The organism is Streptomyces sp. NPDC101166, from assembly GCF_044768125.1.
GTDB lineage: Bacteria > Actinomycetota > Actinomycetes > Streptomycetales > Streptomycetaceae > Streptomyces.
The window spans coordinates 119,221-143,266 of record NZ_JBIWPF010000013.1; the positions used below are offsets into that span (position 1 = coordinate 119,221).

The 24,046-nt window shown below is 73.0% G+C and carries 21 protein-coding genes and 1 riboswitch; of the genes, 13 read left to right on the forward strand and 8 right to left on the reverse strand.

The window, feature by feature from the left end; genetic code table 11:
• Positions 1 to 14 precede the first annotated feature (14 nt).
• Positions 15 to 869 (forward strand): SDR family oxidoreductase, encoded by an 855-nt coding sequence (locus ACIRS4_RS23540; RefSeq protein WP_404199160.1) that lies wholly within the window; start codon positions 15 to 17, stop codon positions 867 to 869.
• 145 nt (positions 870 to 1,014) lie between these two features.
• Positions 1,015 to 2,094 (forward strand): EamA family transporter RarD, encoded by a 1,080-nt coding sequence (rarD, locus tag ACIRS4_RS23545; protein ID WP_404199164.1) that lies wholly within the window; start codon positions 1,015 to 1,017, stop codon positions 2,092 to 2,094.
• A gap of 9 nt (positions 2,095 to 2,103) precedes the next feature.
• Here rarD and ACIRS4_RS23550 read toward each other — a convergent pair whose 3' ends face one another.
• Positions 2,104 to 2,796 (reverse strand): CGNR zinc finger domain-containing protein, encoded by a 693-nt coding sequence (locus ACIRS4_RS23550; RefSeq protein ID WP_404199167.1) that lies wholly within the window; start codon positions 2,794 to 2,796, stop codon positions 2,104 to 2,106.
• A 21-nt stretch (positions 2,797 to 2,817) separates the two neighbouring features.
• Here ACIRS4_RS23550 and ACIRS4_RS23555 point away from each other — a divergent pair, with 21 nt between their 5' ends.
• Both ACIRS4_RS23555 and ACIRS4_RS23560 read left to right on the forward strand, forming a co-directional pair.
• Positions 2,818 to 3,294 (forward strand): VOC family protein, encoded by a 477-nt coding sequence (locus ACIRS4_RS23555; RefSeq protein WP_404199170.1) that lies wholly within the window; start codon positions 2,818 to 2,820, stop codon positions 3,292 to 3,294.
• 154 nt (positions 3,295 to 3,448) lie between these two features.
• Positions 3,449 to 4,447, forward strand: coding sequence for a M28 family metallopeptidase (locus ACIRS4_RS23560; protein WP_404199173.1), 999 nt, complete (start codon positions 3,449 to 3,451; stop codon positions 4,445 to 4,447).
• A 41-nt stretch (positions 4,448 to 4,488) separates the two neighbouring features.
• Here ACIRS4_RS23560 and ACIRS4_RS23565 read toward each other — a convergent pair whose 3' ends face one another.
• Entirely contained in the window at positions 4,489 to 5,739 is a 1,251-nt protein-coding gene (locus ACIRS4_RS23565; RefSeq protein WP_404199176.1) for a tetratricopeptide repeat protein, read from the reverse strand.
• 271 nt (positions 5,740 to 6,010) lie between these two features.
• Here ACIRS4_RS23565 and ACIRS4_RS23570 point away from each other — a divergent pair, with 271 nt between their 5' ends.
• Together ACIRS4_RS23570 and ACIRS4_RS23575 are read left to right on the forward strand one after the other, a co-directional pair.
• Positions 6,011 to 7,201 carry an amidase gene (locus tag ACIRS4_RS23570; RefSeq protein WP_404199179.1) on the forward strand — a complete coding sequence of 397 codons (1,191 nt, stop codon included), beginning with the start codon at positions 6,011 to 6,013 and terminating at the stop codon, positions 7,199 to 7,201.
• An 84-nt stretch (positions 7,202 to 7,285) separates the two neighbouring features.
• Positions 7,286 to 7,870 carry a flavodoxin family protein gene (locus tag ACIRS4_RS23575; RefSeq protein WP_404199182.1) on the forward strand — a complete coding sequence of 195 codons (585 nt, stop codon included), beginning with the start codon at positions 7,286 to 7,288 and terminating at the stop codon, positions 7,868 to 7,870.
• A gap of 172 nt (positions 7,871 to 8,042) precedes the next feature.
• Here the strand turns inward: ACIRS4_RS23575 and ACIRS4_RS23580 are convergent, their stop codons facing one another.
• The 4 genes from ACIRS4_RS23580 to ACIRS4_RS23595 all read right to left on the reverse strand — a co-directional run bounded on the left by ACIRS4_RS23580 (position 8,043) and on the right by ACIRS4_RS23595 (position 12,596).
• On the reverse strand, positions 8,043 to 8,945 hold the full coding sequence (locus tag ACIRS4_RS23580) for an ABC transporter permease (RefSeq protein ID WP_404199185.1): 903 nt from the start codon (positions 8,943 to 8,945) through the stop codon (positions 8,043 to 8,045).
• Complete coding sequence (locus ACIRS4_RS23585; RefSeq protein ID WP_404199188.1) at positions 8,932 to 9,921, reverse strand: ABC transporter ATP-binding protein; 990 nt, start codon at positions 9,919 to 9,921, stop codon at positions 8,932 to 8,934. Before ACIRS4_RS23585 ends, ACIRS4_RS23580 begins: the two co-directional genes overlap by 14 nt.
• A 60-nt stretch (positions 9,922 to 9,981) precedes the next feature.
• Complete coding sequence (locus tag ACIRS4_RS23590) at positions 9,982 to 11,244, reverse strand: outer membrane lipoprotein carrier protein LolA (protein ID WP_404199191.1); 1,263 nt, start codon at positions 11,242 to 11,244, stop codon at positions 9,982 to 9,984.
• Between the two features lie 341 nt (positions 11,245 to 11,585).
• Complete coding sequence (locus ACIRS4_RS23595; protein WP_404199194.1) at positions 11,586 to 12,596, reverse strand: polyprenyl synthetase family protein; 1,011 nt, start codon at positions 12,594 to 12,596, stop codon at positions 11,586 to 11,588.
• A gap of 598 nt (positions 12,597 to 13,194) precedes the next feature.
• Positions 13,195 to 13,383, forward strand: a riboswitch (cyclic di-AMP (ydaO/yuaA leader).
• 3 nt (positions 13,384 to 13,386) lie between these two features.
• Here ACIRS4_RS23595 and ACIRS4_RS23600 point away from each other — a divergent pair.
• Positions 13,387 to 13,857 (forward strand): transglycosylase SLT domain-containing protein, encoded by a 471-nt coding sequence (locus ACIRS4_RS23600; protein ID WP_404199197.1) that lies wholly within the window; start codon positions 13,387 to 13,389, stop codon positions 13,855 to 13,857.
• Positions 13,858 to 13,889: 32 nt separating this feature from the next.
• Here ACIRS4_RS23600 and ACIRS4_RS23605 read toward each other — a convergent pair whose 3' ends face one another.
• Positions 13,890 to 14,714, reverse strand: coding sequence for an HAD family hydrolase (locus ACIRS4_RS23605; protein WP_404199200.1), 825 nt, complete (start codon positions 14,712 to 14,714; stop codon positions 13,890 to 13,892).
• A gap of 175 nt (positions 14,715 to 14,889) precedes the next feature.
• On the opposite strand from ACIRS4_RS23605, the gene ACIRS4_RS23610 reads away from it, so the two are divergent.
• The 6 genes from ACIRS4_RS23610 to ACIRS4_RS23635 all read left to right on the forward strand — a co-directional run bounded on the left by ACIRS4_RS23610 (position 14,890) and on the right by ACIRS4_RS23635 (position 22,014).
• Positions 14,890 to 15,978, forward strand: coding sequence for a GNAT family N-acetyltransferase (locus ACIRS4_RS23610; RefSeq protein ID WP_404199203.1), 1,089 nt, complete (start codon positions 14,890 to 14,892; stop codon positions 15,976 to 15,978).
• A 49-nt stretch (positions 15,979 to 16,027) separates the two neighbouring features.
• A complete protein-coding gene (locus ACIRS4_RS23615) occupies positions 16,028 to 17,530 on the forward strand; it encodes a glycosyltransferase (protein ID WP_404199206.1) in 1,503 nt (500 codons plus the stop codon).
• Entirely contained in the window at positions 17,527 to 18,336 is an 810-nt protein-coding gene (locus ACIRS4_RS23620; protein ID WP_404199209.1) for a polysaccharide deacetylase family protein, read from the forward strand. The genes ACIRS4_RS23615 and ACIRS4_RS23620 overlap by 4 nt, the downstream gene beginning before the upstream one ends.
• Positions 18,337 to 18,423: 87 nt before the next feature.
• The gene (locus ACIRS4_RS23625) at positions 18,424 to 20,361 is read left to right on the forward strand and encodes a hypothetical protein (protein ID WP_404199212.1); all 1,938 of its coding nucleotides are present in this window, start codon (positions 18,424 to 18,426) and stop codon (positions 20,359 to 20,361) included.
• Between the two features lie 4 nt (positions 20,362 to 20,365).
• Complete coding sequence (locus tag ACIRS4_RS23630) at positions 20,366 to 20,839, forward strand: hypothetical protein (RefSeq protein WP_404199215.1); 474 nt, start codon at positions 20,366 to 20,368, stop codon at positions 20,837 to 20,839.
• A 188-nt stretch (positions 20,840 to 21,027) separates the two neighbouring features.
• Positions 21,028 to 22,014: a glycoside hydrolase family 26 protein gene (locus ACIRS4_RS23635; RefSeq protein WP_404199513.1), complete on the forward strand. Its 987-nt coding sequence runs from the start codon at positions 21,028 to 21,030 to the stop codon at positions 22,012 to 22,014.
• On the opposite strand, the gene ACIRS4_RS23640 is transcribed toward ACIRS4_RS23635, so the two are convergent.
• On the reverse strand, positions 21,935 to 24,046 hold the full coding sequence (locus tag ACIRS4_RS23640; protein ID WP_404199515.1) for a lipopolysaccharide biosynthesis protein: 2,112 nt from the start codon (positions 24,044 to 24,046) through the stop codon (positions 21,935 to 21,937). The genes ACIRS4_RS23635 and ACIRS4_RS23640 overlap by 80 nt on opposite strands.

The following is a 24,046-nucleotide window of genomic DNA, read 5'->3' on the forward strand; positions in this document are numbered from 1 at the left end:
TGGGAGTTCTCACCATGAGCATCATCGTCACCGGCGCCACCGGACACCTCGGCCGTCACGTCGTGGAGCAGCTGCTGGAGAAGGTCCCGGCGGAGCAGATCACCGCCGTCGTCCGCAGCGAGGCCAAGGCCGCCGACTTCGCGGCGCGCGGGGTGAAGCTCGCGATCGCCGACTACAACACGCCCGAGACCTTCGACGGCCTGCTCGCCGCCGGGGACAAGGTGCTGCTGATCTCGGGCAACGAGTTCGACAAGGGCCGCCCGCAGCAGCACCAGGTCGTCATCGACGCCGCGAAGGCGGCCGGTGTGGCGCTGCTCGCCTACACCAGCGCGCCGGGCAGCCTCACCGCCGCCCTGGCCGACGACCACCGTGCCACCGAGCAGGCCCTGGCCGCCTCCGGCGTGCCGTACGCACTGCTGCGCAACGGCTGGTACCACGAGAACTACACCGAGCAGCTCGCCCCGGTGCTGGAGCACGACGCGGTCGTCGCGGCCGCCGGCGAGGGCCGCGTGTCCTCCGCCGCCCGCGCCGACTACGCGGCTGCCGCGGTCGCCGTCCTGACCGGCGAGGGCCACGAGGGCAAGACCTACGAGCTGGGCGGCGACGAGGCGTGGAGCTTCGCCGAGTACGCGGCCGAGCTGAGCCGGCAGACCGGCAAGGAGATCGCCTACAAGGACGTCCCGGCGGAGGCCCTCGTCGGCATCCTGACCGGCGCCGGGCTGCCCGAGCCGTTCGCCGCGATCCTCGCGGGCGTGGACGCCTCGATAGCGAAGGGCGAGCTGGTCGTCTCCTCCGGCGACCTGTCCCGGCTGGCGGGCCGTCCGACCACGCCCCTGTCGGAGGCGATCACGGCCGCGCTCAAGGGCTGAGCACGCCGCGGGGGCCCCGGACGGACCGGCGCCCTCGGCTGTCATGACCGTATGGCGATACGGGCATGACAGCCGAGGGTGCTCGGCGTTACCTTCGTCCACGCACGGCCGCACGGCTGCGCGCCCGAGGTGAGAGGAGGGCCCGGTGGCCGGGACGTCGAAGGGTGAGGGCCGGATAGGCCTGCTGAACGGCTTCGCCGCCTACGGGATGTGGGGCCTTGTCCCCCTCTTCTGGCCGCTGCTCAAACCGGCCGGGGCGATGGAGATCCTCGCCCACCGCATGGTGTGGTCCCTCGCCTTCGTCGTCGTCGCGCTGGCCGTCATCCGACGCTGGGCCTGGGCGGGCGAACTGCTGCGCCAGCCCCGGCGGCTCGGGCTCGTCGCGATCGCCGCGGCCGTGATCACCGTGAACTGGGGCGTCTACATCTGGTCCGTGAACAGCGGACACGTGGTCGAGGCGTCCCTCGGGTACTTCATCAACCCGCTGGTCACCATCGCCATGGGCGTGCTGCTGCTGAAGGAGCGGCTGCGGCCGGCGCAGTGGGCCGCGGTCGGCGTGGGAGCTGCGGCCGTAGTGGTGCTGACCGTCGGCTACGGCCGACCGCCGTGGATCTCGCTGTGCCTCGCGTTCTCCTTCGCGGTCTACGGGCTGGTCAAGAAGAAGGTCAACCTCGGCGGGGTGGAGTCGCTGGCCGCCGAGACCGCGATCCAGTTCCTGCCCGCGCTCGGCTACCTGCTGTGGCTGTCCGCCGACGGCGGCTCCACCTTCGCCGACGAGGGCCTCGGCCATTCCGCCCTGCTCGCCGCCACCGGCATCGTGACCGCCCTGCCGCTGGTCTGCTTCGGCGCGGCGGCGATCCGGGTGCCGCTGTCCACACTGGGCCTGCTGCAGTACCTCGCGCCGGTCTTCCAGTTCCTGCTCGGCATCCTGTACTTCCACGAGGCCATGCCGCCGGAGCGCTGGGCGGGCTTCGCGCTGGTCTGGCTGGCGTTGACGCTGCTGACGTGGGACGCGCTCAGGACGGCGCGACGGGCGCGGGCGAGGATCGCGCGCTCCTCGGCGACCGCCCTGGACGTCACCGCGGCGCCGCTCGCCGAGGCCGGGTCGGCCGGCGTGACGGCGGCCGGGGCCCCGGTGGCCGAGGCGGCGACGCCCGACATGGCGGCTCCCGAGCTGGCGGTCCAGGACGCGACCGCGCCCGACACCCTGGACGCACAGGCGTAGTCCAGCCCCTCAGGGATCCTGGCGCGCCCGGTGCGCGCGTACCTTCTCGCGGTTGCCGCAGTGTTCCATCGCGCACCAGCGGCGGCGGCCCGGGCGGGAGGTGTCGACGAAGAGCAGGTGGCAGTCGTCGGCGTCGCAGACCCGGATGCGGTCGGCATGGGGGCCCGTGAAGAGGTCGATCGCGTCGCGGGCGACCGTGGAGAGCAACGCGGTTCCGGTGGCGCCAGGGGCCCAGACGCGAGTGCCGTCGGGCGTGAGCCGGGAGATGAGCGGGGGTTCGCCCGCGGCCTGGTTGAGGACGTCCACGTGCCGCGGTTCGAGCGGGCGGCCGTGGGCGCGGGCGGCGGTCAGGAGGAAGAGCGCGTCGCGCGTCCGGCGCGCGTCGGCCAGCTCCGCCGTGGAGACGACCGGTTCCAGTCCCTCCGGGAGCCGGCTGCGGGCGGCCCAGAGCACGAGGTCCGCGGGCTCGTGCAGCGCCTCGTAGCGGGCGAACGCGCCCGGGCCGCCGGTGAGGAGAAGCTCCAGGCAGAGCGCGCCCGGGTCGAAGCGGTAGGGCCTGCCGTCGTGGGAGCGCAGGGTCAGACCGAGGGGCCGGCGGGCGGGCCCCGACGGCTGCGGTTCGCGTGCCGAGTCCGGCTTCCGCGTCAACTCCGTTTTCTTCGCGGCGTGTTCTTCCGCGTGGTCCCTTGCCCGCTCGCTCATGTAACCAATATAAGTGGTTACATGAGCGAGACATTCGAGGCCGCCCCCGCCCCCCTGCACTTCAAGCTCGTGATCGACTGCGCGGACCCGCAGGCCCAGGCCGACTTCTGGGCGGCCGCGCTGCACTACACGGCCGAGGACAACGGCGCCTTCATCGAACGGCTGCTGGAGGCCGGCGCGCTGCCGGGCGAGGCGACGGTGGAGTACCACGGGAGGCTCGCCTTCCGGGACCTGGTCGCCGTACGGCATCCGCAGGACCCGTTCGACGCGGACAGCGGCACGGGGCTGGGCCGGCGGCTGCTGTTCCAGCGGGTGCCGGAGGCGAAGTCGGCCAAGAACAGGCTCCACCTCGACGTGCACGCCGGTCCGGAGCGGCGGGACGCGGAGGTCGAGCGACTGACCGCGCTGGGGGCGAGCGTGCTGCGGGAGGTGAAGGAGCCGTCCGGCCAGTGGGTCGTGATGGCGGACCCGGAGGGGAACGAGTTCTGCGTGCAGTGAGGAGGGGGCACCCTGCTGCCGGACTTAACTCCCTTTTTCCCAGGCGCTCTTGACGGACAGTTGGCCAGAGCTTCACCATCCAGGCACCCCATTCACCGGGGGTTCTCCGTGACCGTGTCGCGGGGTGCCCCTCTGGAATTCGGAGCCCCCCACCATGAAGCTCTCCGTTTCCGGGCGGGCGTCGGCGGTCGCCGTCGTCGCCGCCGTCACGCTCGTCGCCACCGGATCCATAGCCGGCGCGGCGCCCGCCCCCGAAGCCGTCACCCACGGGTCCGCCGCCACCGCGGCCTCGGCCCAGGGGTCCACCGCCCTCGCCGCCGCGCCCGACATCCCGGTGGCCGACGTCAAGGCGCACCTCACCCAGCTCCAGTCCATCGCGACCGCCAACGGCGGCAACCGCGCCCACGGGCGGACCGGTTACAGAGCCTCGCTCGACTACGTGAAGGCCAAGCTGGACGCCGCCGGATTCGTCACGACGATCCAGCAGTTCACCGCGTCCGGCCGCACCGGCTACAACCTGATCGCCGACTGGCCGGGCGGCGACACGGGCCGGGTCGTCATGGCCGGCTCGCACCTCGACAGCGTGACCTCCGGCGCCGGCATCAACGACAACGGCACCGGCTCGGCTGCCGTCCTGGAAGCCGCGCTGACCGTCGCCCGCACCAACTACCAGCCCACGAAGCACCTGCGGTTCGCCTGGTGGGGCGCGGAGGAGCTGGGACTGGTCGGCTCGCGGTACTACGTCAACAGCCTGTCCGCCGCGAACCGCGCGAAGATCAGCGGCTACCTCAACTTCGACATGATCGGCTCGCCGAACCCCGGGTACTTCGTCTACGACGACGACCCGGCCATCGAGAAGACCTTCAAGGACTACTTCACCGGCATCGGCGTCCCGACCGAGATAGAGACCGAGGGCGACGGCCGCTCCGACCACGCGCCCTTCAAGAGCGCGGGCGTCCCGGTCGGCGGGCTCTTCACCGGGGCGAGCCGCACCAAGACGACGGCGCAGGCGACCAAGTGGGGCGGTACGGCGGGCCAGGCGTTCGACCGCTGCTACCACTCCTCCTGCGACACCACCGCCAACGTCAACGACACGGCACTGAACCGCAACGCGGACGCGTTGGCGTACGCGGTGTGGACGCTGTCGGCCTAGGCCGAACCGCCCTTCCCCGCCCTGCTCGCCTCGGGGCTGCGTCAGCCTGGTTGAGCGGCGCCCGCCTTGCGGGCCCGCTCGGCCAGGCGGAGCATCCGGGCGCGGGCCGACTCCAACTCCTCGACGTCGTCGGCCGCCGGTCCCTCCTCGGTTGCCAACTCCGACCACAGCGTGAGGAGTTCGCTGCCGAGGTGGAGGCCCTGGAAGGGGTCCCGCACGGCACGCCAGGCCGTCGCGGCGCTCTGGACGTTGCCGTACGCGGCCTCCGCGTCCCGGTTGCGCCGGTGGATCCGGGCCAGGTCCAGGGAGACATGGAAGGAGCGGAGCGGATCGCCGGCCAAGTAGGCGATGTACGCCGTGAGTTCGCGGAGCCGCAGCACCTCGGGGTGCTCCGGCCCCAGGGTCGCGGAGGCCTCGGTCACGGTCCGCTCGGCGAGCGCCGCGGCCGCTTCCGTGCGGCCCGCCCGCACCGCCTCGTTGATCTGCGCCATCGGCTCCCCGAGGAGGGCGGGAGCGCCTCCCTCGCCCGGAAGGGTGCGGGGGTCCTCCCCCAGGACGGCCTCCGCCACGGCGTCGAAACCGCGGGCGGGCGCCGGCTTGGAGTCGGGGTCCGGGTCGGCCTCGGGGTCGGACTCCGGGATCAGCGGCCGGGGGCGCGCGGACTCGGGGATGAGCCGGAAGGCCGACGCGTCGGCGGCCGGGGCCGGAGCCGGGACCCGGCCGGACGGTTCCGCCGGGGCGTGCTCTTCGAAAAGCTCTCGGGGGCGCGGGACAGGCCCCGGGGAGTCCTCCGCGCGCGGGGCGGGTGCCCGGTGCTGCGCTTCCATCGCCGGCGGCGGCCCGAAGACGCCGGTCGGGGCGGTGACCGCTCCGGGGGCGGGCTGGGCGGCGTCCCGCTGCTCCGGGACGCCCCCGGGGATGCGGGACTGTTCGGGCACCTGCGCCGTCACGGGAGACGTGGTCGTCGGCGACTCTCCGGCGGGCGGGGCGACCCGTAGGGGTTGCCCGGTGAAGTGACTGGAGCCGTTCGGCTCGACACGCAGCGGGACGACGTAGCCGATGCGCTCGTCGTGCACCGTGGCGGTGACGGGACGCCCGCCGGCGAGGGCGATGCGGTGGAGGTGGCGCAGTACCGCCTGCTGCGGTTCCTCGCCGTCTCCCGGCACGACGGGGACACCGCCGATCGTCGCCGGGCCGCCCCCGGGGACGTGCACGTCGAGCGGCGCCGCCGCGCCGGCCGGCCGACCGGCGTGTTCCTGATCCCGCTTCTTCTCGCGGCTGAGTCGAGACATCGGTTCCTCACTCGGACTCGTCACCCGTGCACGTACTTCGTGCTCATAACCCGTGCACGCACGCGTACACGTACCGTCGAGTCTCTCCGCTCGCCCACGGTCCCCACGTCACCGCGACGTCACAGCATCGTTGCAAGGGACTCCGGCAGGGCGGCGGGCACGGGAAGGGGGCGGGGAGATGAGGGGAAGTCCCGGGGAGGGGAACGGATGTTCTGGGGAGGAGGCGGGCGCGGTCCCGGGCGGCCGGCCCGCGGTCACGCCGGCCGCGAGGTTGACCGCCGGGCCCGCGGCCGCCCTCGGCCCGGCCCCTCTCTCCGCCGTGGAGACCGCCGCCGCCGTGCGGGACGGGCGGGCGCGGGCCGTCGACGTGGTGGCCGGGGCGTTGGAACGCATCCGGCTCGTCGACCCCTCGCTGGGGGCGTTCCTGGAGGTGTGGGAGGAGGCGGCGCACGCTCGGGCGCGGGAGGTGGACGCTCGGGTCGCCAGGGGTGAGCCGCTGCCGCTGGCCGGGGTGCCGGTCGGCGTGAAGGGGCGGAACGGGACCCGCTCGGCGCGGGCGCTGGTCGACGCGGGGTGCGTGCCGGTGGGGGCGACCGCCGTGCCCGGGCCGGGAACGCCCTGGCGGACGTGGGGCCTCGGGGCGCACGGCCGTACCGTCAACCCGTGGCGCGCCGACCGGACGCCGGGCGGCTCCTCGGCCGGTTCCGCCGCGGCGGTCGCGGCCGGCCTGGTGCCGTTGGCGACGGGCGGCGACGGGGCGGGCTCGGTGCGGATCCCGGCGGCCTGGTGCGGGGCCGTCGGCCTGAAGCCCACGAACGGACACCTCCCTTCCGCCGACCGGACCGGCCTGGCCGCACCGGGGGTGCTCGCCCGCCACGCGGCGGACGCGGAGGCGTGGTGGAGGGTGATGACAGGATCGCTCGGCCGACCGCGGGACCAGACCGGCCCCGAGCCCTTCCCCGGCACTTCCTTCAGCGCCGTCTACTCCCCCGACCTCGGCTTCGCCGACACCGACCCCGAGGTGGCGGCTGTCGCACGAGGTGCCGTGGAACGTCTCGTCGCCGCCGGAGTCGTACGACTGCTGAGGCCCCGGACGCCGCTGCGGCTGGACGATCCCGCGCCCGCCTGGCTCGCCCTGCGCGGAGCCGGCGCCCCGGACACGATCGCGCCCGCGCGGAGCGTCAACGACCGGCGGCTGGTGCGCCTCTTCGACCGCGCCGACCTTCTGCTGACCCCCGCCACTCCCGATCCCCCGCACGGCCACGAAGGCCCCGGGGACCGCTATTCGACGGCGTTGACCTGGGCGTTCAACCTCAGCGGCCACCCCGCGATCAGCATCCCGGCGGGCGTCGGCGAGGACGGCTGCCCGGTGGGACTCCAGGCGGTGGCGGCGCACGGGCGGGAGGCGTCACTGCTCGCCGTGGCGAGAGCCGCGGAGGAGAACGCCCCTTGGCGAATCTAGTTGCACACACATATGATGCACATGCACTTAGTCGGCGTACGCCTGCCGTGCGCCCTCTTTCACGTCGACCACCTGGGGACACTCATGAGCACGCGCCGTTTCCTGTTCGTGCTGGGCAGCGCCCGCGACGAGGGCAACACCGAACTGCTCGCCCGCCGAGCCGCCGAGCAGCTGCCCGCCGACGTCGAGCAGGAGTGGATCAGCCTCGCCGAGCATCCGCTGCCCGACTTCGAGGACCTGCGCCATGACAGCGACCACGTCCGCCCCACCGAGGGCAGCGCCGCCCTGCTGCTCGACGCCACGCTCGCGGCGACGGACCTCGTGATCGCCTCTCCGCTGTACTGGTACACGCTCTCCGCCCAGACCAAGCGCTATCTCGACCACTGGTCGGGCTGGCTGCGCACCCCCGGACTCGACTTCAAGGCGACCCTCGCCGGGCGCACCCTGTGGGGGGTGGCCGCGCTCGCCCACGATCAGACGGTCGTCGCCGATCCGCTGGTCGGCGCACTGCGCAACTCGGCCGCGTACATGGAGATGCGGTTCGGCGGGGTGCTGTTCGGCAACGGCAGCAAGCCCGGGGACGTCCTTGGGGACACGGAGGCGCTGGCGCGCGCGAAGACGTTCTTCGCGCGGGAGGCGCCGCTCGCTCGCTTCCCGTACGAGAGCTGACGGCGTCGCTAGTGCCGTGACCGGAAAGGTTTGCCGGGAAGCTCGCGGCGTCCGGCGCGGTGGATCGCAAGGCGGAGCATCGCCCGTGTACTGGATGTACCCGGGTGATGCGACAACGCGGCGAGGCACCGTGCCGGGCGTCGCGAGCCGGTGAACCTTTCCGGTCACGGCACTAGGTCGCGATGTCCTTCGTCGTGAACCGCGCCCAGGCCGCCGTGCCGAAGACCGCCGCGTACACGGCCTGGAGTCCGAGGTTCTTGCGCAGCTCCTCCCAGTAGACCGGGTCGCGCATCAGGTCGGCGAAGGACAGCCAGTAGTGGGAGAACAGATACGGGTGGACGGCGTGCAGCTGCGGGATCTGGTCGAGGATCTGGACGGTGATCAGCAGCCCGACGGTCGTCGCCATCGCGGCGATTCCGCTGTTGGTGAGCGTGGACACGAACAGTCCGAGCGCCGCCACCCCGAGCAGTGAAGCGGCGACGGCGAGGGCGATGAGCAGGGCCCTGAACAGGCCGTCGGCGAAGCTGATGCGGGTGCCGGAGATGGTGGTCAGCTCGCCGAGCGGGAACAGCAGGGTGCCGACGGCGAGGGCCGACACGGCGACGACGAGGGTGGCGAGCAGGCAGAAGGCCATGGTGGTCGCGTACTTGGCGAGGAGGAGGCGGGTGCGGCCGGCGGGGGCGACCAGGAGGTAGCGCAGCGTGCCCGCGTCGGCCTCGCCGGCGATCGAGTCGCCCGCGACGACGCCGACGGCCATCGGGAGGAAGAAGGGGAGCGTCGCCGCCAGCGCGGTGAACACCAGGAACAGGCCGTTGTTGGTGATCTGCGCGACGAACGCCGGCCCTTCGCCGCCACCGCCTCCCCCGCCGCCCCCTCCCGAGCCGTCGCCGGTCTCCATCTTCACCGCGATGCCCACGAGCACCGGCACGGCGGCCAGCACGCCCAGCAGGGCGAGGGTGCGCCAGCGGCGGAGGGTGGTGACGAACTCGCTGCGGAAGAGACCGAGCGTCCACAGCGCACGGGGCGGCCGGGCGATCGCGCTCCCCCGATCCGGTGCGAGTTCAGCCCGCGACATCGAATCCCTCTCCCGTGAGTGCCACGAACGCGTCCTCCAGGGAGGCGCGTTCCACGCCGAAGCCTCGGACGCGGACGCCCGCGTCGACCAACGCGGCGTTGAGATCGGCCGGTTCGAGCTCCCCGGGCTCGCCCGTGACCCGGTCCTCGGCGACGACGACGTCCCCGACGCCCTGTTCCTTCAGCACCCGGGCCGCCTCCGCCGGGTCCGGGGTGGAGACGACGAGCCGCCCGCGCGCGCGGGCCGCCAGGTCCGCGACCGGGCCCTGGATGAGAAGCCGTCCGCGGGCCATCACGGCCGCGTGCGTGCACACCTGCTCGATCTCGTCGAGCAGGTGGGAGGAGAGGAAGACGGTGGTGCCGTCGGCGGCGAGTTCCCTGACCAGGACCCGGATCTCCCGCATGCCCTGCGGGTCGAGCCCGTTGGTCGGCTCGTCCAGGACGAGCAGCCGGCGGGGCTGGAGCAGGGCGGCGGCCAGGCCCAGCCGCTGCTTCATGCCGAGCGAGTACGCCTTGGCCTTCTTTCCGGCGGCCGCGGTCAGCCCCACCCGCTCCAGGGCCTCGGCGACCCGGTCGCGCCGGGTGCGGGGGTCTGCTGTCGGGTCGGCGGCGTCGTAGCGCAGGAGGTTGTCCCGGCCGGACAGGTGGCCGTAGAGGGCGGGGCCCTCGATGAGGGCCCCGACGTGCGGCAGGACGGCGCGGGAGGCGCGCGGCATGGGCCGCCCGAGCACCCGCGCCGTGCCGGAGGTGGGCTCGATCAGGCCCATCAGCATGCGGATCGTGGTGGTCTTGCCGGAGCCGTTCGGACCGAGGAAGCCGAAGACGCTGCCCGCCGGGACGGTCAGATCGAGACCGTCCACGGCGAGCTGACCGCCGCGGTAGCGCTTGGTGAGGCCGCGGGTGCGGATGACGGCGTCGTCGGCGTCCGGGGTCACAAGCGCCGCCTGCGCCACCGCGCCGTCCGCGACCTCGTCCATCGGCTCCCCCGATCGTCGGTTCACGTCAGCGTACTCGGGCCGTTTCCCACCGCCCGGCTCTCACCGCCCGGCGTCCGCCGCCTTGACGAGGGCGTCCTTGGTGACGGCCCCGACGTAGACCTTGCCGTCGTCCGTGACGAGGGCGTTGATCAGCCGGGTGGAGAAGACGGTGCCGGAGCCGAACTTTCCGGTGACCTTGTCGCCGAAGGAGTCCAGGAAGCCGCCGAAGGCGCCCGCCTCGGGGGTCTTGCCGGAGGGCACGCCCTCGCCGCCGGTGTCGAAGGTGGCGATCGAGGTCCAGCCCTCGCCGAGGACGTTGAGACCGGCGAGGTCCCGGCCGAGGCCCTCCTCGTCGGCCGTGCCCGGCCGGCCGGGCGTCCCGCCCTCGTGCCCGGGGGCCTTGCCCGGCTGCCCGGGAGCCTTGTCCCCGCCTCCGGCCGGACCGTCCTCGTCCGCCTCGGTGACCTTCGCGCCCTTCGGCGGGGTGAAGTCGAAGGTGGAGGCGGCGGGCCTGGCGAACGTCACCTGGGTGAAGCCGACGTCCACGACGGCGGCGCCGCCCGCGGCGGGGGTCAGCGTGAACTTCAGCGGCAGCCCCGTCTTCGCGTCCACGGCCACACTGATCGCGCCGACGGTCGAGCCGGACTGCTTCGGCCTCACGAGCAGCTTGTAGGCGTCCCGGCCGGCGACCCGCACGGTGCCGTCCACGGTCACGGAGGTGGTGTCGTCGACGGCCTTGAGGGCCTCGTCGGCGAAGTCCTTGGGCGTGGCGGGAGCCGCGTCGTGACCGTCGCGTCCCTCCTCGGCGGTGGAGTGGTAGACCTGGTTGGAGGCGCTGTCGTACCCCCACACGTCCTTGCCGTCGTGGATGAGGCTGTACTCGGCGGCGTTCTCCAGCAGCGACAGCTTCTGCCGGTCGGGGCCGTCGGCGGCGACCCGCAAGGTGTGCGTGCCGGCCGCGAGTTCGGTCAGCTTGGCGGACGGGTCGGCGGACGACGCGTCGCCCTTCTTGCCGGCCGCTCCGGAGAGCAGCCCGCTCTCCAGTCCGCCCAGGTCGGGCAGGCCGAGGTCGGTGGTGATCTTCACGGTGCCGGACAGTTGCTGGACGTCCGAGGCGGCGATCTTCTGGATGAGCTGCTGTGCGGTGATCTTCGGCAGGTCGGGGTCGCCCGAGTCGGCGAGCGCCGGGACGAGCCCGATCGTCGCCGCCGCGACGCCCACCACGGTGACCGGGACGACGTACCGCACGGCCTTGCGTCGTCCGACGGGCAGGTCGTCGGCCTCCCCGGCGTGCGTGCGGTCGTCGGATGCGAACGGTGCCATGTGTGCCTTACCTCCGTCGTCGGCGGCGGCTGGTCATCTCGGGTGCGACGGTCCCCACCACAAGCCGCCATTCTCACCCGAATCGGTGAGCGGTGGTGATTTCCGTGGTTTCCATATGACCAAACAACCCGCCTCGATACGTCAACCCGAGGGCGCAACTCCGCGTACGCCTGCGGTATGACACGGGGGTTGGGCGGGTGGAGGGACCCGTAGGGGATGGGGGCGCCCATGGGTGAGGAGGCGTCACCCGTCCGGTTGCACCACCAGGTCACCCCTCGCGGCGCACCACCACGTCACCCGCCGGTGCGCCACGGCGGCACCCCGCCCGGCGCACCACGGCGTCACCCCGCCCGGTGCACCACCGCGTCGCACAGCTCCAGCAGCGCCCGCTTCGCCTCGCAGTCGGGCAGCGGCGCCAGCGCGGCCCGCGCCTCCTTGGCGTACCGCACGGTGTCCGCGCGGGCCTGCTCCAGCGCCGGGTGGGCCCGGAGGGCGGCCAGCGCCTCCGCGTGCCGTGCGTCGTCGCTGAGGTCGGAGTCGAGCAGTTCGCAGAGCGCGATGTCCTCGGGCATCGACAGCCGGTCCGCGCGCTCCCGCAGCCGCAGCACCGGCAGCGTGGGGATGCCCTCCCGCAGGTCCGTCCCGGGCGTCTTCCCCGACTCGTGCGAGTCCGAGGCGATGTCCAGGACGTCGTCCGCGAGCTGGAAGGCGACCCCGAGCCGCTCCCCGTACTGGGTGAGCACGTCGACGACCGTCTCGTCGGCGCCGGACATCATCGCGCCGAAGCGGCACGCCACTGCGACCAGCGAGCCGGTCTTGCCGCCCAGCACGTCGAGGTAGTGCTCGACCGGGTCGCGGCCGTCCGTGGGACCTGCCGTCTCCAGGATCTGGCCGGTGACCAGCCGTTCGAACGCCTCCGCCTGCACCCGGACCGCCTCGGGCCCGAGGTCGGCGAGGATGTGGGAGGCGCGGGCGAAGAGGAAGTCGCCGGTGAGCACCGCGACCGAGTTGCCCCACCGCGTGTTCGCGCTGGACACCCCGCGCCGCACCTCGGCCTCGTCCATCACGTCGTCGTGGTACAGCGTGGCCAGGTGGGTCAGCTCGACCACCACGGCGGACGGCACGATGCCCGGCGCGTGCCGGTCGCCGAACTGCGCCGACAGCATCACCAGCAGCGGCCGGAACCGCTTCCCGCCCGCCTTCACCAGATGCTGCGCGGCCTCGGTGATGAAGGGGACCGCGCTCTTGGTGGCCTCGAACAGGCCTTCCTCGACAGCCGCCAATCCGGCCTGGACATCGGCTTCCAGAGCCTGGTCCCGCACGCTCAGCCCAAACGGCCCGACGACGGTCACGAGGGGTCTCCTGTCTGCTGGTGTCCGCTGGCGCTTACACGGTTTGTCGATAGGTCGCTGACATCACTCAAGTCAGCGTATCCGGTCATGTTTCGATCACCGATAAGCCCCCACGTCCCCCGGCCCCACGTCGCTCGACCGGGAGGTGCCGCGTCCGGCTCGCGAAGCGCCGGTACCCCGGAAACCACCCCCCACCCCGCCCGCCGGCGACGTCCACCGGTGTGTGCCGAATCTCACGGCGCGCACTAAATAAATCGGAACCAGAGCATCAAATCAGACATTCCGCTCCGTGAATTCCATCGGATTTCGCTCACGCCCTTTTAAAAGGGACTTGGAACCTGATGTCCGATTTAGTCACCCTTGTCATCACGGGTGAGTTGGCTCACTTCACCGGCGGAGACACGGGTGGTCGCACGCCCCCGGATCCCCTGCGGCGTCACGCGAGTTGACTCTTGCCGAATGCAAAGGATCAAGCAGCCCATAAACACCAGACCAAGGTCAATAGGGGTTTTCCACGACTCCGACACTTGTTTCGGACATGTGCTCTCGCATACGTTCCCGGCCAGCCGGACAGACGCCTCATCCTGCCGCCGTCCGGCTACTCCCATCGACGAACCACTCGCGCACGGCAGGAGCGGGGGACCCAGGCAGAACGCCGGACCGCAGTACGTCACGCATGTACCGGTCCGGCTCGGGGTGAAGTCGTGTCGCCGTGCCCCACGGCGCCGACCGGGCAGCTCCCGCCCGAACCCGACAGCTCACCCCGCAGGCGCCGGAGAGGAACGTCCCCATGTCCGCTGCCGCTCAGCACCGCCGCCGCTTCACCCGTGCCATCGCCGTCGCCTGCGCCGGCGTCGCCGCGCTCGCCCTTCCCCTCGCCGGAGCGAGCACCGCCTCGGCGGCCACCACCGCCGTCCCCGAGACCACGCTCGCCGGCTACCCCAACAACCTGGACGGCTGGATCCGCCAGTCGCTCGCCATCATGGCCGAGAAGAAGATCCCGGGCACCTATCACGGCATCTACCGCAACATCATCCGGGAGTCCTCGGGCAACCCGAACGCCATCAACCTGTGGGACTCCAACGCGGCCAAGGGGACCCCGTCCAAGGGCCTGCTCCAGGTCATCGACCCGACCTTCGCCGCGTACCACGTCGCCGGCACCGCGTACGACCCGTACGACCCGGTCGCCAACATCACCGCCGCCTGCAACTACGCCGCCGCCCGGTACGGCTCCATCGACAACGTCTTCGGCGCGTACTAGGGGTACCCCTGGAACCCGTAGGACCCGTGCGCCTAGGGGAAGAGTCGTTCGAGGACGACGGCCACGCCGTCGTCCTCGTTCGACGCCGTCACCTCGTCGGCCACCGCCTTGAGCTCGGGATGGGCGTTGGCCATCGCCACGCCGCGCGCCGCCCAGTCGAACATGGGGATGTCGTTGGGCATGTCGCCGAAGGCGAGCGTGTCCTGTGGCCGCAGCCCCAGGTGCTCGGCGGCCAGGGCGAGTCCCGTCGCCTTGGTGACGCCGGACGGCTGGAGTTCCACCGTGCCCGGCCCCGACATGGTGACGGTGGCGAGCGAACCGACCACCGAGCGGGCCGTCGCCGCCAACTCGTCGTCGCACAGGGTGGGATGGCGCAGCAGCACCTTGCTGATCGGCTCGCACCACAGGTCCTCCCGCGAGCCGACCCGCAGGGCCGGCAGGGTCGGGTGCGGCATCCGGTAGCCCGGCTCGATGAGGGTCAGCCCGTCGACGCCGTTCTGGTCGACGGCCGCGTACACCTGACCGACCTCGGCCTCGATCTTGCCCAGGGCCACCTCGGCCAGCTCCCGGTCCAGGGTGACCGACCACAGCAGGCGGTCCGCCCCGATGTCGTACACCTGCGCGCCCTGTCCGCACACCGCGAGCCCCCTGCTCCGCAGGATCCGCAGCAGCGGCCGCACCCGTGGCGCCGGGCGGCCGGTCACCACAAGGTGGCGGGCGCCGGCGGCCGCCACCCTTGCGAGCGCGTCGAGCGACCGGTCGGAGAACGTGTCGTCGTCGCGGAGCAGTGTTCCGTCCAGGTCGGTGGCGATGAGGGAGTACGCGGAGCGCGCGGCATATGCGTGAGGTGCGGCCATGACCAGAGAATACGGATCCCGGACACCCTCAACTCACCGCCGATTCAACCGTTCCGGAGGGAGGGAAAGGGCGGTTCTGCACCGGTTGGCAACAACATGGTCCGCTACCTACCGCTCGCACCGTCTGGAGGGGTACCGTCCACAGTGTCCGGGGGGACTTGATCGGGGGGTCAGGTTGAGCAGTGGACGTATTCGTGTGTCGGATCCGGAGGATCTCGGCGAGGGGGAGCGGGAGCGGTGGCGCGCGCTGCGCGCGGCGTCGACCGCTCCACGGAACCCCTTCATGGAACCCGAATTCGCCGCCGCCGTGGGGCGTGTGCGCCCGCGCACGCGCGTGGCGGTGGTGTACGAGGGGCGCGAACCGGCCGGTTTCCTGCCCCACGAGCGGGGCCCGCTGGGTCAGGGACAGGCCCTCGCGTACGGCGTCTGCGACGCGCAGGGGGCCGTACTGAGCCCAGGGCTCGGGCTCGACGCGGCCGAACTGATGCGTGCCTGCTCCCTGTCGAGCTTCGCCTTCGACAACCTGGAGGCGGAACAGGGCCTGTTCACACGGTACGCGGCGGCCGAGTACGCCTCCTACGTCATCGACGTGGAGAAGGGGTACGAGACCTACGAGTCCGTCCTGCGCGCCCAGTCGCCGAAGTTCCTGAAGACGACGCTGGCCAAGGAGCGCAGGCTCGGACGGCAGGCCGGAGCGCTGCGGTTCGTGTTCGACGAACGGGATCCCGCCGCGCTGCGCACGCTCATGGCGTGGAAGTCCGCCCAGTACCGGCGCACCGGCCGCCGGGACCGGTTCGCCCGACAGTGGATCACCCGGCTCGTGCACCGGCTCGCGACACAGACGCGCGCCCCCGACTGCTCCGGCGCGCTGTCCGTCCTCTACGCCGGCGGGCGGCCCGTCGCCGCCCACTTCGGGCTGCGGTCGACGACCGTCCTGGCCTGCTGGTTCCCCGCCTACGACCCGGAGTTCGCGAAGTACTCGCCGGGTCTGGTGCTGCATCTGCGGATGGCGGAGGCGGCCGCCGCCGAGGGGATCGGCCTGCTGGATCTGGGGCGCGGGGCGGCCGAGTACAAGGACGCGCTGAGAACGGGCGAGCTGCCCGTGTACGAGGGGGCGTGGACGCGGCCGTGGACGGGCGCCGCGCTGCACTGGCTCAGCCGGGAGCCGTCCCGCCGCGCCCACCACTTCGTCCGCAGCCGGCCGAGGCTGGCCGCGGCGGCGAACCGGGCGCTGAAGGGCGCGGGCAGGATCCGGGGGAGGTGAGGGGCGGTTGGCGGGGAGGGGCCGGCGGTTCGGGAGAGGGGAGGACATCGTGTCGCGTGCGCCGCGTGTACAGCGGGAGATCCGGAGGTTCCTGGACATCGGTCCGGTTCAGGTGGCCGAACTGGACCTCCCCGAGGGGTACACCGAGGCCGGCGGGGACGCCGGTGCGCAGGTGACGCTGAGGCCCGGGCCCGGCAGCGCGCCCGTCACGCACGGCGAGGTGTTCCTCCTGGTCAGGAGCGGCGGCCGGCCGGTCGGCACCCTGCTCGGACGGGTCCCGGAGGGCGCCGACCCCAGGACGGTCCTCGCCGCGCTGGCCCGGGAGCGGGCGGGCCGACGGCCGGCGCCGACGACTCCTCCCGCGCCGTCCACCGCCGTCCCCACGCCTCCCGCGCCGTCCACCGCCGTCCCCACGCCTCCCGCGCCGTCCACCACCGTCCCCACGCCTCCCGCGCCGTCCACCACCGTCGTGATCGCCACCCGCGAGCGCGCCGACCGGCTGGCGCACGCGCTCGACTCCCTGCTCGCCCAGGACCATCCCGACTTCGAGATCGTCGTCGTCGACAACGCGCCGACCACGGACACCACCCGGGACCTGGTCGAACGCAAGTACGGCGAGCGGGTCCGCCACGTCACCGAGCCGGTGCCCGGTCTCGCCGTCGCGCACAACAGGGGCGTCGCGGCCGCGCACGGCGAGGTCGTCGCCTTCACCGACGACGACGTCGTCGCCGACCCGCGCTGGCTCACCGAGCTCACCGCGCCCTTCGCCGCCGACCCCGGTCTCGGCTGCGTCACCGGACTGATCCTGCCCGCCCGGCTGCGCACCCCCGCCCAGGTGCTGCTGGAGAGCCACGGCGGCTTCGCGAAGGGCTTCACGGCACGGACGTACGACCCGTACGACCCGCCCGCCGACGAGCCGCTGTTCCCCTTCGCCGCGGGCCGGTTCGGCTCCGGCGCGAACATGGCGTTCCGGGCGGACCTGCTGCGCGCGGTCGGCGGCTTCGACCCGGCGACCGGCGCCGGCACCCCGGCCCGAGGGGGCGACGACCTGTACGGGTTCGTCCGCGTCCTCGCCCAGGGCCACCGGCTGCATTACACGCCGCTGGCCCTGGTCTGGCACCACCACCGGGAGACCTGGCGCGACCTGGAGAACCAGGCGTACGGCTACGGCGCCGGCCTCACCGCCTACCTCACCGCCCTCCTGGTCAACCGCCCTTCCCTCCTCCCGGCTTTCCTCGCCCGACTGCCCCGGGGGCTCGCCCACGCCCGGACGCTGACGGCCGGCCGGGAGGCGGAGGCCGAGACGCAGGCGCGCACGGGTGCGGGCGGCGGCGCTCATGCGGCTGCGAGCGCCGGGGAGGAAGCCGGTGCGCGGAGTGCGCCCGGGGGACACGACGAGCGGACGCACGACTGGCCCCGGCGGCTGTCACGGCTGCAGCGCAGGGGGATGCTGTACGGACCGGTGGGCTATCTCCGCGCCCGGCGAGCCCTCGGCGGCCCCCTTCGGCGGTCTTTGGACGGGCCGTTCACGCCGCCGCGAGGTGCGCGATGACCGCCGCCACGACCCCGACGTCCGTACCGGTGCTGCTGTATCACGCCGTGATGGACGACCCTCCGGACTGGATCGCCGAGTTCACGGTCGGCCCGAAGGAGTTCGGCCGGCATCTCGACGCCGTCGTCGACAGCGGCCGTACACCCGTCACCGTCAGCGCGCTCGCCGACCACCTCGCGGGGCGGGTGCCGCTGCCGGCCCGGCCGGTGCTGCTCACCTTCGACGACGGCTTCGCCGACCTGCCCGGCCCGACCGCCGAGGCACTGACCGGACGCGGGCTCCCCGCCACCGCCTACCTCACCACCGGCGCCATCGCCCCCGGCGGCCGCTGTCTGCTGCCGCCCGCGCCGATGATGACGCTGGCGGACGCGGCACGGCTGGAGCAGTCCGGCATGGAGATCGGCAGTCACACGGTCACCCACGCCCAGCTGGACACCCTCGGGCCGAGGGCGCTGGAACGCGAACTGCGCGTGTCACGAGCCGTTCTGGAGGACACGCTCGGCCACCCGATCCGTCATCTCGCCTACCCGCACGGCTACAACAGCGGCCGGGTCCGCCGTACGGCCGCCGCCGCCGGCTACGAGACGGCCACCGCCGTGCGGCACGCGCTCAGTTCGGACCGCGACGAGCGTTACCGCATCGCCCGTCTCATCGTGCGCCGCGGCCACACCGTCGCCGACGTCGAGACCTGGCTCGCGGGCTCCGGCGCCCGTGTCGCCCCTTATCGCGACGGGCCCCTGACGGTCGGCTGGCGGTGGTACCGGCGTGCCCGAGCCGTCGTGCGAGGGCAGGTGTTCGCCGGCTGAACCGTCCGGAAGAGCGGGGCTTTCCGCCACGATCGACATGAACAGGAGAGAGCGTTTCCGTACTCGGCCCGGGGAGGGAGCCTCAGCGTGCAGTCACATGTGCCCGTACCGGCCAAGGGGAGCGGAGCGCCGCCGCCGGCTCCCGGCCCTGACGCCTCCACGGGTCCGGGCCGCCCGGGGCGGAGCACCCGGGACGGCCGGAGATCCCTGCGGTTCCCGGGCCGCCCACCGGGCCCCGCCGCGCCCGTACTGCTGCTCGCGACCGGACTGTGGGTGTACTCCCTGCCCCGCATCGGCTTCCGGGAGATGGGCCAGTACGGTCTGCTCGACCGCCTCCCGCCCGCCTACTACCTGTCGTTGCTGGTCCTCACCGCCGGATTCGTCCTGAGCCTGCGGCGCGCCGGCACCGCGCCCTGGTGGCCGGCCGCGCACTGCGCCGCCCTCCTGTTCGCCCTCAAGGCCCCGCCCGCGGTGCTGTACGACGCGGTGCGCTACCCCTGGGCGTCCAAGCACGACGCCGTCGTCGAAACGCTGCTCGCCAACGGCGAACTACGGCCCGGCGCGGCGCTCTCGGGCAACATGTCGGCCTACGACCAGTGGCCCGGGTTCTTCACGCTGAACGCGGGCCTGGTGCGCGCCTTCGGCGTGCAGAGCTCCTCCTCGTACGCCAACTGGGCGCCCGTCGTCCTCGGGCTGCTGATGATGCCGGTGCTGGTCCTCGTCTACCGCACGTTCTGCGACGACTGGCGGCTGATCTGGACCGCCGTCTGGATCTTCCAGCTCGCCAACTGGGTCGGCCAGGACTACTTCTCCCCGCAGGGCCTCGCCTACCTGCTGCACCTGACGGTCCTCGCGGTCGTGCTGCGGCATTTCGTGCGGCCGGGTTCCGCCGGCCGGCTGCGCGACCGCGCCTTCCTCGACCCGGCGGCCGCCGCCGTGCCGCCGCCCACGGGCCGCCGGCAGCGCGCGGTCTGCGTCGTGATCCTCGCCCCGCTGATCGCCGCCGTCAACGCCACGCACCAGCTCACCCCGGTGATGCTCTGCGTCTGCCTCCTCGCGCTCAACCTCACCCGCCGCTACCGCAACTACGGGCTTCTGATCGTCGCCGCGCTGCTGATGCTCTCCTGGGACCTGACCATGGGCCGGCCGCTGTTCGTGGAGACGCTCTCCACCCTCCGGCAGTCGATCGGCGAGCTGACGCAGAACTCCCGCGCCGGGTACGCCGGGCAGCTCACCGGCCCCGGGCCCGAACTCGCCGGCGAGGCCAATGTGCTGATGGTCCTCACGGTCGCCGTCCTCGCCGGCGCCGCCGTCGTGCTGCGGCGCCGGCTCACCCGCAGCGCGCTGCCGCTGCTGCTGGTGTCCGTCGCGCCGGTGCCGCTGTTCGCCGTCAACGACTACGGCGGCGAGATGCTCTTCCGGGTCTACCTGTTCGCCCTTCCCGGCGCGGCCTTCTTCGCCGCAGCCGCGCTGGTGCCGGCCGTCGCGGGGGCCCGGCGTCACGGCCCGGCGAACAGGCTGTGGCGCCGGGGCGCGGCGTTCGCCCTGCCGACGGCGCTGCTGGCACTGCTGGCCGGCTTCCTGCCGTCGTACTACGGCAAGGAGGAGATGTTCTACACGCCGCCCGCGGAGACCGCGCTGGTCACCCGGACCCTCGACGACGCGCCCGACGGCTCCCTCATCCTCGCCACCAGCGGCTCCTTCCCGCAGGCGCTGCACCGCTACGACCGTCTCGAGCACTGGTTCTTCGCCGAGCAGGAGCTGCCGGAGAACGAGAAGATGCTGAAGGACCCGGCCCGTTACCTCGCCGCCGGCATCCCGCCGGGGGCGAAGGCGTACGTCATCCTCACCCACACCCAGGACGTCTACGCCGCCGGAGAGGGCCTGATGCCCGCCGGTGGCTTCCGGGTGCTGCGCACGAGACTGTCCGCCTCTCCGCTCTTCCGCACGGTGGAGAGCCACCCTTACGGCGTCGTCCTGGAGTACCGCCCGGCCGCCGTTCCGTCCTCGCGGTCAGTGAGGTGAACTGATGCGCTCCGCCCGCCATGAGAACGTCGGCCCTTCCGCCTCCGAGCCGGGCGCCGGTGACGGCAGCGCCGCCTCCACGCGCTTCAGACTCCTCGTCGCGGTCTCCGGCTGGGTCGCGCTGGCCGCCACCGCCGTCCCCGGCCCGGCGCCGCTGCGCTGGATCCCTGTGCTGCTCTTCGTTCTGTTCGGCCCCGGCTGCGCCGCGCTGTACCCGCAGCCGGAACGGCTGACCCTGGGCGCACGGCTGGAGGCCTTCGCGCTCGCCGCGCCCGTGAGCCTGTCCCTCGGCGTGCTCACCGCGACGTCGCTGTTCCTGGTGAAGGCGTTCTCGGTGACCGCCTTCCTCTTCTGGCTCGCCGGCTTCACCACGGTCGTCACGCTTCTGCCCGGGTTGCCGCTGCCCGCCGCGCGGCCCGGGGGCGGCGGCGGTGGCGGTGGCGGTATCGACGGCGGCGGCACCGGCGGTCCGCTGTGACGGGGGCGGGAGGAGCCCAACGGGGGTACGCCGCCGCGAGGCTGGTCGCGGTGGTCGCGGTGGGCGTCGCTCTGCTCGCGGGGCTCGGGCTGTGGGCCGGCCGTCCCGACCACTCGGGGCGCTCGGGTTCCTCGGGGGTTTCGGGAGGCTCGAGGGTCTCGGGAGGCTCGGGTGCCTCGGGGGGTGAGCTGCCCGCGAACGCGGCCTCCGGCGCACCGCCCACCGGCGACTGCGCCCCCTCCCGCACACTGGTCCCGCCGTGCGGCGCGTGGTGGGGCGCCTATGTCCCGTACGCGGAGAACGGTTCTCTCCAGGACGCCGTGCTCGGCTTCGAGAAGCGGATCGGCCGCAGGCTCGACCTGGTCTACAACTACCACGACATGTCGGGCGGCGAGCTCGACGGCCAGCTCCTCACGCCCGACGAGCAGCGGCTCGGCCGGGACCGGTTGCTCATGCTGGCGTGGGAGTCCACCGTCTGGACCGAGCCGCACCACGAGAACTGGACCGAGACCCAGCTCGGCTGGAGGAACATCGCCTCGGGGAAGTACGACGAGGAGATCCTCGATCCGCAGATCCGGCGCATCAAGGCCTACGGCAAACGCGTCCTCCTCTCCTTCGACCAGGAGACCGACGCTCGTGTGAAGGAGGGCGCGGGCACCCCGGAGGAGTTCGTCGCCGCCTACCGTCACCTGCGCGAACGGTTCCGCGCGCTGGGCGCCGACAACGTCGTGTGGGTGTGGACCGTCTCCGGCTACCTCGGCGGCGCTGACGCGATGAAGGCGCTCTACCCCGGGGACGAGTACGTCGACTGGATCGCCATGGACCAGTACAACTACTACGCCTGCCACGACACCACCGACTGGAAGGACTTCCTCGACAGTCAGCAGCCCGGCTACGCATGGCTGCGCGAGAACGTCTCCGACGCCAAGCCGGTGATGCTCGCCGAGTTCGCCACCGCGCCCGACGCCGACGACCCGCCGCGCCAGCGCGACTGGTACACCGCGATCCCTGCCGCCGTGACGAAGCTGCCGGAGGTCAAGGCGCTGGTCCACTGGAACCGGCCGACCTCCGAGAAGCCCGAGTGCGACCTGACCGTCAACGACGGCCCCGGACTGGAGGGTTACCGCGAGGCCGGCCGGAGCGGCTACTTCCACCAGCCCCTGCCGTCACGCTGACGCTCACCGCGAGTGCCCCGAGCACGGCGCACACCGGCAGGGCCAGCGACGCGAGCTCCTGCCGCCACACCCAGCCGCCCATCGCGACGAGATACAGCACCCCCCATCGCCCCGGCCACGTCAACCTGCCGCCCACGCGGGAGAGCAGCAGCCACAGCGGTACGAGACCGGACAGCAGCAGGAGCGGCGGCGCCCACCGCAGCAACGGCTCGGGGCCGTCGAACCCCGCGCCCCGTGCGAGGACTTCGGCCGCTCGTACGTACAACGTCCCGTCCACCGGACGAGGTTCCCGGCCGAGCGCCACCGGTACGGCGTGCAGGGCGAGCAGCGCCGAACCCAGCGCCGCGCCCGGCAGCCACACGTCCCGCACGTCCCGCAGCGTCACCGATCCGACGAACACCACGAGCAGCACGCCGACCGCGACGAGCGCCGGGAGCGGCGCCGCCTCCAGCATCTGACGGCCGCTCATCGCCCCGGACGCCCCGTCGAACCAGGGCAGCTCGCTCAACGCGGCCCAGTAGGCCGCGGTGGCCACGCCCAGCAGCCCCCACAGCGCACCCGACAGCCACCGTTCCCGCCGCCCGGGCGGCCCCTCGGCGCACCTGGGGCTTCGGAGCCTCCCGGGGCGCCCCATGAACAAGGCGACCGTGTCCTCGTCGACGGCCGTGCTTGCGCCACCTCCCCGGCGAGCCGGGCCGGTTGCGTCGTATCCGGCCGTCGCGTTACGTCGCGCCCAGCCGGTGCCGTAGGCAGGGGCGGCGGAGGTCGGCGGGTCGAGGGGCCGAGCCGCTCCGCCGGGCAGGGCCACGTCACGGGGCTCGCAGGGCTGGGTCGCGTCGCGCCGCAGCGCGGACCGCAGGCCCACGACGGAGACGACGGCGATCAGCGACATGCTCAGCAGCACCGCCCACCCCGCCCCCGCGATGCCCAGCGGAGCGAACAGGACCGCCGCGCTGCCCAGCACCGAAGCGCACATGGCGCCCTGGAGCCCGGCGAGCACCCCGGTGCGGCCCTGCACCCGCAGCACCCCTATGTACAGCTCCACCACGACTCGTGGCAGCGCGCCGGCGGCCAGCAGGCGCAGCACGGTCGTGCCGTGCTCGGCGTAGTCCTCGCTGAACGACAGCAGGATCCGCGGGGCGAAGAGCACCAGCACCAGCACCACCGGCACCAGCAGCACGATCATCCGGCGCATCGCTCCACGCACTCCGTCGGCGAGTTGCCCGGGGTCGTGAGAGGCGTGGGCGGTCAGGGAGGAGGCCATGTTGATGGCCATGAACTCCATGGTCCCGCCGACGGTGTACGCGACGTAGAAGTAGCCGTTCTCCGCCGCGCTGAAGCGGACCGCGACCATCACCGGCAGCAGGTTGATCATCGCCAGGCTGAACAGCGCGCCCAGCGAGTCCCCGGCCAGGAAGCGGCCCATCTCCCGCAGCCGCGGCGGCTCCAAATCGCGGTCGGCGGCGGCCTGGGCCGGGATCAGCCTGCGGAAGATCAGCCAGCCGAGCGGCAGCGTGGAGAAGACGATCGCCGCGGCCCAGGACACGAAGATGCCGAGCACCGGGACCGCGCCGGCGAAGACGACCAGCAGGATCAGCTTGCCGACGGAGAACACCGCGTTGCCGACGGGCACCCACCCCGACCTGCGCAGCCCGGTCAGCACCCCGTCCTGCAGCGTGAGCAGCGCCCACGCCACGCACGCCGCGACGAACGCGGCTCCCGTGAGCGGCGTGCCGAGCGGCGCGTACGACGCTCCCCACAGATCGAGGGTGAGCAGGAAGACGACCCCCGCGACCGCGACGACGACCGAACTCGCGGCGTACGTCCGCCGCACGAGCGAGCCGGTGACGCGCCCCGCGCGCGGCACGAAGCGGACGACCGCGCCGATCATCGTCGTCGCCGTGATGCTGGCGAGCAGACGCATCGCTGCGATCGCGGCGGAACCCTGCCCGACCGCCTCCTCGGTGTAGTAGCGCGCGGCCACCAGCCAGAAGCCCAGCCCCAGCACGGCGGAGACGCCCGTGCTGAGCAT